Consider the following 13,196-nt stretch of genomic DNA (forward strand, 5'->3'; position numbering starts at 1 on the left):
TCGATCAACCGATCGGATGTCTGACGAAGGCGGAATAGGCGCCGGTGACGTGATGTTCGAGCTGGCGCTCGATATCGGCGAGCAGGCTGGAGGCGCCGATGCGGAACAGATCCGGCTCCAGCCATTCCCGGCCCAGCTCCTCCTTCATCAGGAACTGGTAGTTCAGCACATCCTTGGCGGCGGAAATGCCGCCGGCGGGCTTGTAGCCGACCTTGTAGCCGGTGCGCTCATAATAGTCGCGGATGGTGCGGATCATGGTCAGCGTCACCAGAAGCGTGGCGTTGACGCCTTCCTTGCCGGTGGAGGTCTTGATGAAATCCGCGCCGGCCATCATGCAGACGATCGAGGCGCGGGCGACATTGCGCAACGTCTTGAGATCGCCGGTGGCCAGGATCGCCTTGACATGGGCGTCGCCGCAAACACGGCGATAATCCTGCATCTCCTCGTAGAGCGCCTGCCAATTGCCGGTCAGCACATGTTCGCGGGTGATGACGATGTCGATTTCCTTGGCGCCATCGGCGACCGAGGCTTCGATTTCGCGCAGCTTGGTGTCATGCGGCGAAAGACCAGCGGGGAAGCCCGTTGACACAGCCGCGACCGGAATGCCCGTGCCTTCCAGCGCCTCGACGGCGGTCGCCACGAAGCGGTGGTAGACGCAGATGGCGCCGGTGGTGATGCGACGATCGCCCATGCCGATGGCATCAAGGAGATCCTGACGCACCGGATTGGCGGCCTTGGCGCAGAGACGGCGCACGCGGCCGGCGGTGTCGTCGCCGTTCAGCGTCGTCAGGTCGATGCAGGTTAGCGCCTTCAGAAGCCAGGCGGCCTGCGCCTCCTTCTTGACCGTGCGGCGGCCCGGCAGGCTCGCCACCCGCCGTTCGCCGGCCGACAGATTGACCCGCTGGTCCATGACCCAGCCGAGATCGAGCTCCATGCCCGGATTTCGCGGCCAGCCATGATTGGCGGCATGGGCCTGAGCGGCCTTGTCCATTGTTGCAGTCTCCACCAGAGCCTCCCGGCAAGATGTTATCTTTTTTACATTGTGTGTTACTTTCACACCAAAATGCGATTTGGTCAAGCGCCATTCTCTTCCGGCGCGTAGAGACCGCTTTCGGTATAGATGGCGTCGAAAGCGTCGGACGGCGCGAAAAAGGCCGGACGGATGCGGCCGAGTTTGCTGTCGTCAAGAATGAGGATGCTGCGGGCGGCGACGGCCATCGCCTTCTTCTTGATCTCGGCTTCGTGGAAATGCTCGCAGGTCGCGCCCCGGCCCTCCTCGAGGCCTGCGGCCGAGAGAAAGGCGACGTTGAGACCAAGCTCATCCAGCGTCTGCAGCGCCGCCGGACCGGAGAAGGACGCGGAGGCGGGATGGTAGACGCCGCCCAGCATGATCAGCCTGACATTGGTCTTGCGCGCCAGCCGTTCGGCGATGTTGAGCGCGTAGCAGCAGACGGTTAGCGGCCTATCTTCCGGCAGGAGATCGGCGAGATGCATCATGGTGCTGCCGCAATCGATGAACAGCGTGTCCTCGGCGCGGATATGCGGCAGCGCCTGGGCGGAAGCGCGCTCCTTGGCCGAGGCGTGGCGGTCACTGGCGGACGCCAGTTCATAAGGCTGTTCCGGCTCAACCGCCTGGGCCGGCATGATGTGACCGCCGATAAAGGCGAAACGCCCGGTTTCGGCGGCGATATCGCGGCGGATGGTCATTTCAGACACATCCAGGGCGCGGGCGGCATCCTTGAGATGCACGATCCCCCGCTCCGAAATCATCGCCGTCAACCGGTCGAGCCTGTCCTGTTTTTTCATGCCGCACCTCTTTGAGAGGAAAATGGCGCATGTCTCACAGGATGGTCAATAGAAATGTGAACAATGTCACATTTGTTGACGCTTATTCGTAGAGCGCCTTGAGATCGCGCAGCGCCTTGATCAGTACGGCGGCGTCGGCGCCGACCGCGATGAAGTTGACGCCCATGTCGCGATAGCGTTTGGCGTGGACGGGATCGGGCATATAGATGCCCGTGGCCTTGCCATGGCTCTGGATGCGGCGGATGGCGTCCTCGATCGCGGCCTCGACTTCCGGCGCATGATAATTGCCGGGATGGCCCATATCGGCGGCGAGATCGGACGGGCCGATGAAGACGCAGTCGACGCCATCGGTCGCGGCAATATCATCCAGCGCCGCAAGCCCGGCCCGGCTTTCGACCTGCAGCATCAGGCAGATCTGGTCCGCTGCCGTCGGCATATAGTTGGGTATGGAATTGAACATCGAGGCGCGGGCGATGCTGGCTCCGACGCCGCGAATGCCCTCGGGCGCATAGCGCACCGCCTTCACCATCAATTCGGCCTGGGCGCCGCTCTCGATCATCGGCAACAGCAGCGATTGCACGCCGATATCGAGATATTGCTTGATGAGATGGACATCGGCGCTGGGCGGCCGGGCGACGACCGAGGACGCCGAGCCCTTGAGCGCCTGCAACTGCGTCATGATCGAGCGCAGATCGTTGGGCGCATGCTCGCCGTCGATCAGCACCCAGTCGAAACCGATCGTGCCGGCGAGTTCCGACGTGTAGCTGTTGGCGAGCGCCAGCCAGATGCCGGTGGTCTTGTCGCCGGCGGCAAGCCGTTGCTTGAGGCGGTTTTCAGGCGCGGACATGAATTTGCTCCGATGCGTCAGAGAAGAGATTTGAGGGCGAAGCCGGCGTCGGCGACCTGTTCGGGCGTCAGCACCTTGCCGCCTTCGAGAATGCGCCGGGCGACCATATAGGTCGCGCCGTCATTGAGGCAGTCGGCGGCAAGGAAGCGGCCTTCCCGGAAATAGAAATGCGATTTCGCGCCGTCGCGCGCGCCGGGCCGGGTGACGACCTGATCATAGCCAGTGTTGAGACCGGCGATCTGCAGCTTGAGTTCAAACTGATCGGACCAGAACCACGGCGTCGGATTGTAGTCGACGCTGTCGCCCAGCATGTTGCGCGCGGCGATCAGCCCCATGTCATTCGCGTTTTGCACCGATTCGAGCCGGATATGGTGGCCGCCATAAGGGAAACTCGCGCAATCGCCGATCGCGAAGATCTCGGGGTCGCTGCTGCGCAGCTCCCGGTCCACCACGACGCCATTCGCGATCGTAAGGCCCGCCTGATCGGCGAGCGCCACATCCGGCGTCACGCCGATGCCGGTGACGATGAAATCCGCCGCGATCACCGATCCGTCCGAAAGCTCGACGCCTGTCGCGCGGCCGCCGTCCTCGACGATCTGCTTGAGCTCGGCGTTCTCGAAGATCCTGACGCCATGGGCATGGTGGAGCGCGCGGACATCATCGGCGGTTTCCGCACAGGCGACGCGCTTGAGGATGCGGTCGGCAGCCTCGATGACGGTGACGGTCGCGCCCTTCTTGGAGGCTTCTGAGGCGGCCTCGAGGCCGATATAGCCGCCGCCGATCACCACCAGCCGCGCGCCATCCTTCATCTGGTCCATCAGCGCATGCGCATCGTCGAGATCGCGCATCACATGCACATTCGGCAGATGGCCGCCAATATCCTCCGGCAGCCGGCGCGGACGCGCGCCGGTGGCGACCAGCAGCCGGTTATAGGCCAACGCCTCGCCATCGGCGAGATGCACGATCTTCTGGCCGCGATCGATGTGGTCGGCGAAGACGCCGAGCTTCAGGCCAATGCGGTTCGTTGCGTACCAGTCTTCAGGCCGCAGCAGGATCTGCTCGAACGTCGATTTGCCGGACATATAGGCCTTGGAGAGCGGCGGGCGTTGATAGGGCAATTCCCGATCGCTGGAGATGATGACGATCTCCGCCTCGGCGGACAGTTTTCGAAGCTCGGCCGCAGCCGAAAGCGCGGCATGGCTGCCGCCGATAATCACCGTCTTCATTGTCCCGTCCTCCATCACCGATCGCGACGCATTGCGGATGGTTCAACATGATTTCGGGTTCCGGGGCAAGCCGCGCTCCCGCCAGCGACGGCTTGCCGTCCGTTTTGGCCACGACCCTCAGTAATGCGCGTCCTCCAGCCCGCAAAAAGCGTCGACCGGGCTGGTGCGGTTGAAGGCCGCACGCCCCATCATGCAATTGACCACGGCGCGCTGCACCGGATCCATGCTGGAATAGGCGTTGATCAGGGCCGGAACGCGCGGCGCGTCATAAAGATAGTAGGGATGACCGAAGGAGATGATGGCGGTCGGCAGATGCGTCCAGGTCCGATGCATGGCGCGGTAGAGATTGCCGCCAGCGAGCTTTCTCCAGTCGAGGAAGATATGGCCCCGGATCAACAGCGACTCCTCCGCCAGCGCATAGAGCACGAGATCGTAGTCACCGCCGGTGGGTTTGATGTCGGGCCGATCGATCGTCACCTCGAACCCCTCCTGCCGGAGAAGTTCGGGCAGGATCAAAGGCGGCGTTTCCGGCATCAAGGGATGAACGATGCCGCCATCGACGAGCAGGATGCGCTTGTGCGTCTCCACTGATAGCGGAAAGAGCGACTGGACGTCCTTCACCAGGGTCGGAGACCGGGCGATGTAGGTCTGTGCGACCTCGACATTGTCCGGCTTGGCGAAGGCGGCCTTCGCCGTCTCGACCGGCGGGAAGACGTCGGACTTTTCGAACAGGCCGAGCTTGGCCTTGAGCCCCAGCATGCGGCAAACGGCGTCCTGCAATCGCGTTTGGCTGATCTGTCCCGAGATCACCGCCTCCTTCACCGCCGCCATGTCGCGCTCGGGGTCGTCGGAAAACAGAATCACGTCGCAGCCCGAGGCGATGATCTCCGGCTTGGTGATGCGATCCTGGCCCCAGGCGCTCAAGCCGCCCATGCTGGTGGCGTCGGACACGATCAGTCCATTGAAGCCGAGTTCGTCGCGCAGCAGGGTCTGATTGAGAAGCGGCGAAACGGAAGCGGGACGGAAAGCCTCGAGGCCGGCGTCCGGCATTTTCGAGCGAACATAGGCCGGAAAGGCGATATGGGCGCTCATGACCGACAAGACGCCTTCGTCGAACATGCGGCGATAGAGACGGCCGAAGCTTGCCTGCCATTCATCGAGGCTGAGCGGATTGATGGTGGTGACGAGATGCTGGTCGCGATCATCGAAACCCTCGCCCGGCCAATGCTTGACCGTGGCGGCGACGCCGTTTGCCTGCAATCCCTGGATATGGGCAAGCGCGTGGCGTTCGATCCGGTCGACATCCGACCCATAAGATCGCGTGCCGACGATCGCCGAACGGAACGCGGCGTTGATGTCGATCACCGGCGTGAACGACCAGGTTACGCCGAGCGCCCGCGCCTCCGTCGCCAGGATCTCGGCCGATTTGCGGGTCGCCTCGACATCGTCGACGGCGGCGAGACCCAACTGGCCCAGCACCGGCGTGCCGAAGGAAAACGAGTATCGGCTGCCTTCGAGATCGGCGGTGATGATCAGAGGCGCGGCGACCGCCTCGTTCATTTCGGTCAGCACCCTCCGCTCATAGTCGAAATCCGGCGTGAAGAAGCGCGTGACGCCTCCGGGCTTGAGGGCGCGAATGCGGGCGAACTCCTCCTCGTTGCGCCCCATCATGATCAGCACGAAAATTTGACCCACACGCTCTTCCAGCGTCAGGCCGTCATAAGTTTTTCGCACCCAATCGACCGCCCGGTCATCGAGGCTGAACGGCGGCTTTCGCAAATTTTCGTAGATGGACATTGGACCTCCCTAAACCAAGCATCTGCTTGGCTTAACTTGATCCGATATCGGCCGGCTAGGCAAGACGGGTGATGTGATTGTCCCAGGCGAGGTCGGTCTTTTGCGCCTCGAACCAACCGGTTTCGGTCGAGCGGATGAACGTCGCCTGCTCGGCCGCCAGGCCACAGACGCCGCCGATCTTTTCCTCGCGGACAAGGCCATGCGATTTTACGTCGAACGCCGCCCATTGCCCGCCTTTCGGCGAGGAGACGGCCACCAGTCCGGCGTCGCGATTGACCATCACCGAGCCGATGTAATTGTCGAAGCCACGCAGGACATCCTCCGGCATGTCGAGAAAACGCAGGTCCTCGCCGCGCTTGAAGCTGCCGAGAAGCTGCGGAGTGTCCGTCTTGGGACCCTCATATTGGCATCCGAACCAGACGCGGCCGGAGGCGTCGATATCCATATGCCGTGTCGACAATTGGCGGATCTCGGCAGGGAGGTCATGTTTCTCCACAAGTCGGCCGTCGCTGAGGTCGATGATGACCAGAGACGGCTGCATGTGATCGAGATTGAGCTTGGCGCGGCCCATCGACGGATGCTGCTTGATGCCGCCATTGGCGATAGCGAGATAGCGTCCGCCCTCGAGGATCTGGATATCGTGGGTGTCCATGCCATGGGCGGAAAATTCGCCGATCTTCGTCCAGCCGGCGCTGATGTCATAAACGCCGATCTTGCCGGCGTAATTGTCGAAGTCGTTTTCGGCGACATAGAGCCTTTTGCCATCCGGCGAGAAGGCGCCATGCCCGAAGAAATGCCTGTCCTCGGCAGCCTGGATGAGTTTCAGCGGCGCGCCCGTTGCGGTGTCGATCACCAGCGCAAACGTCCCCGGACGCCGGGCGAAGGCCACAGCGCGGCCGTTGAGCGGATCGAAGCTGACATCATGACCGCGATCGGGCAACGCCACACGGGCGATTTCGCCGCCGTCTTCCGCCAGCAACGCCACGCCATAGGCGCCGCCCGCATCCATGAAGGCGCTGGCGAAGACCGCCGGGCTGGCGGCGAGAACGTCATGACCGCGCGCCGACAAGCCGCTGACGAACAAAATGCCGGCCGCCTTGAGAAAGGTCCGCCGCTCGATCAGCAGGCTCCGCATCGCTCAGTCTCCGTCGCCGAAGGAAAAGCCGGCGCTCAAGCCCACGGCGGCGCCGACATCGCGATCGATGCGTGTGCTGGCGTCGCGCAGATTGAACAGGATGAAATCGATCTTGCGCTGATATTTGCCATCCGCCAGCTTTTCGGCGGTAGGCTGCTCCATTTTGCCAACAGCGCCGGCGGCCGCCTTGAAGTCGAACTCCACGGCGTCGGCCAGGGCTTCGGCGTCACCGGTCAATAGACTGCGCATGTCCGAGGTCTTCCAGAGATCGGCGAGACCAGAGACATTGCCGTGAATGGCGCGCATGGTGTTTTCTGACCGCCACAACAAGGCGAGGCGCGGCGAGGTCTTTTCACCCGCGCCCTTGTAGAAGGGTTTCACGCGCTGGTCGCGGATGGTTTCGACCCCATGCACGAAGATGCCGATCATAGCCTGCAGCGCTTCGTCGCCGGTGCGGAACACCGGATTGGCGGGCCCTGGCTCTTTCCAGTTCTTCGCCACGCCATCGGGCGCATCCCAGGCCTCGACCAATTCGCCTGAAACGTTTTCAATATTGCGGGCGACCGCAAGGCCAAAACGGCATTGATCGGCGTCATCGGGGCTGGCGACCAGCCCGGCCTCGCGCCCGAAGAACGTCAGTTCATAGGCGCCGATGCCCTGAACGGCGACGCTTTTGCCGGCGAGATCAGCTGCGTCCATATCGGAGGCGTCGGGATCAGTGAGGATCTTCTGAACCTGCTTCTGCCCCGTCGACTTGCGGTCGGGATAGAAAAGGATCCGCTCATAGCGGTTTTTCTCGAGCACCGGGCCCTCGCGCACGATCTCGATCCGCGTCCAGGCTTCGACGAGGTCGCCAAAGCGGGCCTTCAGTCCCTTCAGGCCGTCATCGCTGGGCGCGGCGCAGAAAGCGGCGGTGTTTTCCGAGAGCCCGTGGGCGGCATCTTTCAAGGCGCTGTAGGACGGCCGGATATAGCCATCGACCGCGTTGACCATGATCTTGCGGGCGAGCGCATCGTCGACTGCGAGCGCGGGTGTGGCCAGCGGAGCCATGAGGGCGGCAATCAGAAGGATGGATTTCATCGTCATCAGAGCGACTCCAGAAAACGGATCATGAGATCGCGGTCGCGTTTGTCGAGCTTGGTATAGGCGTCACGGGCGGCGCGGCCTTCGCCGTCATGCCAGAGCACGGCCTCTTCCAGAGATCGGGCGCGGCCGTCATGCAGGTAGAATTCCTGCCCGCCGACCACCCGGGTGAGCCCAATAGCCCAAAGCGGCGGCGTGCGCCACTCCCGTCCGGAAGCCTCCCCCACCGTCTGGCCATCAGCCAGGCCGTCGCCCATATCGTGCAGCAGGAAATCGGAATAGGGCCAGATCAGCTGGAAGCGTTGCGGCTTGGCCGGCCAGTCCTTGCGCGTCACATATTTTGGCGTGTGGCAACTGGCGCAACCTGCGTCGTAAAACAGTTTCTTTCCCGCCAGAGTTTCCGAAAAAGACGCCTTGCGGCGAGCGGGAACAGCGAGATTTTCCGAGTAGAAGGTCACCAGCGGCAGAACGGGATCGGGGGCTTCACTGGGGCCGAGACGCGATTGCGTTCCGCCTGCAAGCGCCAGACAGTCGGCCTGCTTGGGGGTGCAGTCGCCATGATCATTGGGGAGTATCGGCGTGGAAATGCCGATATCGCCGAGAAAGGCATGCGCCGATTGGTCGCGCACATTGGCCTGCTCGCCTTTCCAGCCGAAACGGCCGACCTGCACCTCGCCATCGCTGGCGCGCGTATATTGCGGGCGGCCGGAGATACCGTCGCCATCGCGATCGTCAGGATCGGCCCTGGCCAGGATGTCACCCTCCGCGATTGCCTCGATCAGGCCGAGGCCGATCATGGCCGGGGCCATGCGCGGCGAGAGCGATGTGTGGGGATCGAGCGGCCCATAGCGCAGATCGACGGCCTGATAGGTGGGCTTGCGGAGTTCGACGACGGTCCCGTCGGGGAAGCGGAACGGCTGCGGCTGATAGCTGATCCGCATCCGTCCCTCGGGCGCGACGCCGGCGATGGCCTTGTCCTGCAACTGACCGCCATAGACGGGATCGGGGAAATTCAGCTGAAGATGATCCCTGAGCGCGGCTTTTTCCGCCTCTGTCGCCGGCTCTCGCGCCAGGCGAAGGAACATCGAGGTCATGTCCGCCTTGCCTTCCGGCGGATGACCGCGACCGTCATTGATGTGGCAGGCGTCGCAGGAACGGGCGTTGTAGAATGGCCCTAGACCATCCGATGCCTGGGTGGACGAAGGCGCGGGCACCCAGATCTTGCGGAACAGCGCATTGCCGAGACGGAAATTCATCACGTCTTCGTCAGGCAGATTGGCGGAAAAATGCGAAAACGCGTTGCGGTCGGGATCTTCGATCGAGGTCGCCGCGCCCGCCTGCATCGCCTCATAGGGCTCCGCCTTGGAGAAATCCGTGGCGGGCCTGACCACATCGGAGACGCGCGCCTGGTCGCGCGGATCGAGATCGGCGCGTTTGGCGGTCTCGGCAGACGCGAATGCGGAAACGCCCAGCAAGGGGAGGACCAGAAGGTTCAACCGCAGAGCCGGGCGTCGCATCATTTGCACCATGAAACCGTGATACGGGGCCGAGGCGGCCCCATCCGCTTATTGGAACACGGCGTTGGGATTGTCCAGGCTATCAGACCCCTCAAGCTCGATCTGGCCGAGGTCGAGCGCGGAAATGACGCGCTGGATGGACTTGGTCTGATCCACCAGACCATCGATCGCCGCCTGGACCACCGCGTTGCCGTCCTTGTTGCCTTCGCCGATCATCTGGTCATAGGCCTCGACCGTCTCGCCGCGCTTGGCCATGGCGTGCATGGCGTCGAGCGTATGGCCGAGCTTGGTCTTCATTTCCGTGTCGAGAGCGGCGTCTTTCTCCTTGACGAGATCGGAAAGCGAGGGGCCGCTCACCTTGCTGCCATCGATGCGCGTGTAGGCGCCGCGATAGACTTCGGCAATGCCGACGGCGTCGTTCAGATGCGAATTGTAAGTGTTGTCGGAGAAGCAATCATGCTCTTCTTCCGGATCATGCAGCAGAACGCCAAGCTTCATGCGCTCGCCGGCCAGTTCACCATAGGAAAGCGAGCCCATGCCGGTGAGCATGGCGACGATGCCCTTCTTGGGATCGGCGAGCACGGCCTTGGCGGCCTCGCCTTCCGGCGTCCACTGCTTGACCATATAGTCGAGATCGCTGACCAGCAGGCTGGAGGCGGCCTTCAGATATTCGGCGCGGCGGTCGCAATGGCCATTGGTGCAATTCTTCACGTCGTAATCGGTGTAGGACCGCGCGCCGGCGCCGGGACCCGTGCCGTTGAGATCCTGACCCCACAGCAGGAATTCGATGGCGTGATAGCCGGTGGCGACGTTGGATTCCGAGCCGCCGGCTTCCTGAAGCGTGCCCGACAGGAGTTCCGGCGTGATCTTTGTCGCGTCGATTTCCTTGCCGCCGATGGTGAATTTCGGATTGGCGATGACGTTGAGCGTATACTGCTCGTTTTCGTCGCTTTCGGTGCCGTAGGACTTGTCGACATAGTCGATCAGGCCTTCATCGAGCGGCCAGGCGTTCACCTTGCCTTCCCAGTCATCGACAATGGGATTGCCGAAACGATAGGCTTCCGTCTGCTGATAGGGAACGCGAGCCTTGATCCAGGCGTCGCGGGCGGCCTTCAGCGTGTCTTCGGAGGGATTGGCGATCAGCGTGTCGATCGCCTTATCCAGCGCCTTGGCTGTGATCAGCGAGTCTTCATATTTGGCGTGGCCGATTTCGGCATAGGTCTTCACGATCGCGCCGATATCGGTGGCGGCGAAGGCGCTGGACATGCCGAACAGGGCGGTGGCCGACACGAGGCCCAGGCTCAGCCGGGTGAATGGAAGACGGGTCATGGGCGCTCCTTGACATCAAATGAATGGCGCTGTTCTGACTCATCTGCAAACTGGTGTCAAATCATCCAGATATGAGATTGTCGCGGGCAACTATTCCTTCCCAGGGGGAAGGATCAGAAAATCCCCGGCTTGCAGATTAATTTTTGCCCATTATGCTCGCGAAATAATCACATCCGTGGACGATATGATCAAACACCTCAGGCACTTCATTCAACGCCATGAGCCGCCGGGGCAGGCTCTGTCGCATCTGAAATCCGGCTGCGGCGCAGTGCTCGCGATGACGGGCATCGGCGGCGTGGCCGTGGCGACCGGCCTTCCCTTCCTGCTTGCGCCCTTCGGCGCAACAGCCGTGCTGCTGTTTGGCCAACCGAAGAGCCCCCTCGCCCAGCCGGCCAATGTGCTCGGCGGCTATTTTGTCGCAGCTTTGATCGGATCGCTGGCCGCCTGGCTGTTTCCCGGCGCCTGGCTCGCAGCAGCGGTCGCGGTTGGCCTGACGATCGCGGTGATGCTGATCCTCCGGGTTACTCATCCGCCGGCGGGTGCGATCCCGCTCGTCGCCTTTGCGAGCCATTTCAGTCTGCCGCTTCTGATGGCGGTGGTGTCCGCCGGTAGCGCGCTGATGATCGCGATCGCTGTGCTGCATCATCGACTGCCGCCGACGCAACAATATCCGCTGCGGCTGGAGCGTTAGTCTCAGGCGTTGCGACGCATCATCGCGAAATAGAAGCCGTCGGTGTCGGTCGACGCCGGCGTCAACGTCACCGATAAGCCATCGGCAGAATGCGGACGGCGGGCAGCGGCGCCATAGAGCGAATTCCAGCCGTCAAGCGCGGAAACGAGCGCGAAATTGGGATAGGCCTTCAAGAAATCCTCGACCTGGCGCTGGTTTTCCTCGGGCAGGATCGAACAGGTGACGTAGCACAACACGCCGCCGGATCGCACATAGGCGCTGGCTTTGGCGAGCGCGTCGCGCTGCTGGCTCAGCCGCTCTTCGAGATTTTTGGGCGTCAGCCGCCATTTGGTGTCTGGACGTCGCCTCCATGTGCCCGTGCCGGTGCAGGGCGCATCGACCAACACGCGATCGCATTTGCCCAGGATCGACGTCATGGCTTTTTCGTGTTCGTGAACCTGTACATTGCGGGCGCCTGCGCGGCGAAGGCGCTCGATGATCGGCGCGAGGCGCTTCCGGTCGGCATCGAACGCGTGGACCTGGCCGCGATTGCCCATGGCCGCCGAAAGGCTGAGCGTCTTGCCGCCGCCGCCGGCGCAATAATCGAGGATCTGCTCGCCTTCGCGCGCCAGGATAAGATCGGCGACGATCTGCGATCCTTCGTCCTGAACCTCGAACCAACCTTTCTGGAAGGACAGTTCCGCGGTGACATTGGGCAGCCGCGACGGCCCCTCGCCTGCGGCAATGCGCACGCCAAAGCGGGCGATCGCCGAGGGCCCCGCCTGGGCTTGCTCAAGAGCTCGCACGACCTTGTCGCGGGAGGCCTTCAGCGTATTGGCGCGAAGATCGAGCGTCGGCCGTTCCGCCAGCGCCTGCGCCTCTTTCAGCCAATCCTCGCCAAAATTGCTCTGGAAATGTTCGACCACCCATTCCGGGATATCGCCGCGCACAAAATCAGGCGCGTCATCCAACAGACGGGTGGAATAGGCGGCCAGACAGTCATCGGACAAGGGGGCCGGCGCGAATTTGTCGCCATCGAATTCGCGAGCAAGACCGACCGTGTCATATCCCCATTGCCGCAGCATCACCGCGTAAGCGAGGGCTTCGGGAGAGGCGTCATCCATCAGCCAGGCATGCGACAACTTCTTGCGAAGCGCGTCATAGACGATGTTGCCGACAGCAGCCCGATCGCCAGAGCCGGCGAACCGGCGGGAAAGTCCCCAATCCTTGAGCGCATCGGCAACCGGTCGACGGCGCGTTTCGATATCGCTCAACACTTCGATCGCCCCCGAAAGGCGTCCGCCCAGCCGCATTGCATCATCTCCTTGTTTGCGGGGGTGGTACCCGCGAATGGCCCGAAGAGCAAGCGTGAGGGCGGCGCGAATGCGAGGGATCAGCCGATGACTTCGAAACAGATCTTGGCTGTGCCGGAGCGGACCATGCCGATCTCATGCGCAGCCGCCCGGGACAGATCGAGAACGCGACCGCGAATGAAGGGGCCGCGATCATTGATGCGGACGACGACCGCGCGTCCATTGTTGCGATTGGTCACTTTCACCTTGGCGCCGAAAGGCAGGTTGCGATGAGCGGCGGTGAGTTTGGACGGGTTCATGCGTTCGCCGGATGCGGTGCGGGAATGCAGCGCATACCAGGAGGCTCCGCCACAACCATCTTTAGCTTGAACCGGGGTCTGCCCAATTGCGAATGCGGACACCACTGCGGCCAGTGTGATGGCGTGACGAGATTTTTTTTCGAACATTCTGACTTCCCAAGACGTTTATTCCTG

General features: G+C 62.6%; 12 protein-coding genes. 1 reads left to right on the forward strand and 11 read right to left on the reverse strand.

Going from position 1 to position 13,196, the window contains the following annotated elements; all coding sequences use genetic code 11:
* Positions 1-4: 4 nt before the first annotated feature.
* The 9 genes from deoC to M2360_RS03245 form a co-directional block, all read right to left on the reverse strand.
* Complete coding sequence (gene deoC, locus M2360_RS03205) at positions 5-991, reverse strand: deoxyribose-phosphate aldolase (RefSeq protein ID WP_280773079.1); 987 nt, start codon at positions 989-991, stop codon at positions 5-7.
* Positions 992-1,074: 83 nt separating this feature from the next.
* Entirely contained in the window at positions 1,075-1,806 is a 732-nt protein-coding gene (locus M2360_RS03210) for a DeoR/GlpR family DNA-binding transcription regulator (RefSeq protein ID WP_280772916.1), read from the reverse strand.
* An 82-nt stretch (positions 1,807-1,888) separates the two neighbouring features.
* On the reverse strand, positions 1,889-2,653 hold the full coding sequence (locus tag M2360_RS03215; RefSeq protein WP_280772917.1) for an aldolase/citrate lyase family protein: 765 nt from the start codon (positions 2,651-2,653) through the stop codon (positions 1,889-1,891).
* Positions 2,654-2,670: 17 nt separating this feature from the next.
* Positions 2,671-3,879 carry an FAD-dependent oxidoreductase gene (locus M2360_RS03220; RefSeq protein WP_280772918.1) on the reverse strand — a complete coding sequence of 403 codons (1,209 nt, stop codon included), beginning with the start codon at positions 3,877-3,879 and terminating at the stop codon, positions 2,671-2,673.
* A gap of 117 nt (positions 3,880-3,996) precedes the next feature.
* Positions 3,997-5,676, reverse strand: coding sequence for a glycoside hydrolase family 3 N-terminal domain-containing protein (locus tag M2360_RS03225; protein ID WP_280772919.1), 1,680 nt, complete (start codon positions 5,674-5,676; stop codon positions 3,997-3,999).
* A gap of 55 nt (positions 5,677-5,731) precedes the next feature.
* Complete coding sequence (locus M2360_RS03230) at positions 5,732-6,811, reverse strand: DUF1513 domain-containing protein (RefSeq protein WP_280772920.1); 1,080 nt, start codon at positions 6,809-6,811, stop codon at positions 5,732-5,734.
* 3 nt (positions 6,812-6,814) lie between these two features.
* Positions 6,815-7,897, reverse strand: a complete 1,083-nt coding sequence (locus M2360_RS03235; RefSeq protein ID WP_280772921.1) for an imelysin family protein — start codon at positions 7,895-7,897, stop codon at positions 6,815-6,817.
* Entirely contained in the window at positions 7,897-9,411 is a 1,515-nt protein-coding gene (locus tag M2360_RS03240; RefSeq protein WP_280772922.1) for a di-heme oxidoredictase family protein, read from the reverse strand. Before M2360_RS03240 ends, M2360_RS03235 begins: the two co-directional genes overlap by 1 nt.
* A gap of 48 nt (positions 9,412-9,459) precedes the next feature.
* Positions 9,460-10,677, reverse strand: a complete 1,218-nt coding sequence (locus M2360_RS03245) for an imelysin family protein (RefSeq protein ID WP_280773080.1) — start codon at positions 10,675-10,677, stop codon at positions 9,460-9,462.
* Between the two features lie 247 nt (positions 10,678-10,924).
* Here M2360_RS03245 and M2360_RS03250 point away from each other — a divergent pair, with 247 nt between their 5' ends.
* Positions 10,925-11,431, forward strand: coding sequence for an HPP family protein (locus tag M2360_RS03250; protein WP_280772923.1), 507 nt, complete (start codon positions 10,925-10,927; stop codon positions 11,429-11,431).
* Between the two features lie 2 nt (positions 11,432-11,433).
* Here the strand turns inward: M2360_RS03250 and M2360_RS03255 are convergent, their stop codons facing one another.
* Positions 11,434-12,723, reverse strand: coding sequence for an RsmB/NOP family class I SAM-dependent RNA methyltransferase (locus M2360_RS03255; RefSeq protein ID WP_280772924.1), 1,290 nt, complete (start codon positions 12,721-12,723; stop codon positions 11,434-11,436).
* A gap of 80 nt (positions 12,724-12,803) precedes the next feature.
* Positions 12,804-13,169 (reverse strand): septal ring lytic transglycosylase RlpA family protein, encoded by a 366-nt coding sequence (locus M2360_RS03260; RefSeq protein ID WP_280772925.1) that lies wholly within the window; start codon positions 13,167-13,169, stop codon positions 12,804-12,806.
* Positions 13,170-13,196 lie beyond the last annotated feature (27 nt).

Origin of the sequence: Rhizobium sp. SG_E_25_P2, from assembly GCF_029892285.1 — a bacterium.
In the GTDB taxonomy this organism is placed as follows: domain Bacteria; phylum Pseudomonadota; class Alphaproteobacteria; order Rhizobiales; family Rhizobiaceae; genus Rhizobium_E.

What these genes read in the sequence shown, in the direction of transcription:
- M2360_RS03225 (WP_280772919.1), bottom strand. Translation starts at nt 5,676, where the DNA reads ATGTCCATCTACGAAAATTTGCGAAAGCCGCCGTTCAGCCTCGATGAC.
- M2360_RS03240 (WP_280772922.1), bottom strand. Translation starts at nt 9,411, where the DNA reads ATGCGACGCCCGGCTCTGCGGTTGAACCTTCTGGTCCTCCCCTTGCTG.
- M2360_RS03220 (WP_280772918.1), bottom strand. Translation starts at nt 3,879, where the DNA reads ATGAAGACGGTGATTATCGGCGGCAGCCATGCCGCGCTTTCGGCTGCG.
- M2360_RS03230 (WP_280772920.1), bottom strand. Translation starts at nt 6,811, where the DNA reads ATGCGGAGCCTGCTGATCGAGCGGCGGACCTTTCTCAAGGCGGCCGGC.
- M2360_RS03235 (WP_280772921.1), bottom strand. Translation starts at nt 7,897, where the DNA reads ATGACGATGAAATCCATCCTTCTGATTGCCGCCCTCATGGCTCCGCTG.
- M2360_RS03245 (WP_280773080.1), bottom strand. Translation starts at nt 10,677, where the DNA reads ATGTCCAGCGCCTTCGCCGCCACCGATATCGGCGCGATCGTGAAGACC.
- M2360_RS03260 (WP_280772925.1), bottom strand. Translation starts at nt 13,169, where the DNA reads ATGTTCGAAAAAAAATCTCGTCACGCCATCACACTGGCCGCAGTGGTG.
- M2360_RS03255 (WP_280772924.1), bottom strand. Translation starts at nt 12,723, where the DNA reads ATGCGGCTGGGCGGACGCCTTTCGGGGGCGATCGAAGTGTTGAGCGAT.
- M2360_RS03215 (WP_280772917.1), bottom strand. Translation starts at nt 2,653, where the DNA reads ATGTCCGCGCCTGAAAACCGCCTCAAGCAACGGCTTGCCGCCGGCGAC.
- M2360_RS03210 (WP_280772916.1), bottom strand. Translation starts at nt 1,806, where the DNA reads ATGAAAAAACAGGACAGGCTCGACCGGTTGACGGCGATGATTTCGGAG.
- deoC (WP_280773079.1), bottom strand. Translation starts at nt 991, where the DNA reads ATGGACAAGGCCGCTCAGGCCCATGCCGCCAATCATGGCTGGCCGCGA.
- M2360_RS03250 (WP_280772923.1), top strand. Translation starts at nt 10,925, where the DNA reads ATGATCAAACACCTCAGGCACTTCATTCAACGCCATGAGCCGCCGGGG.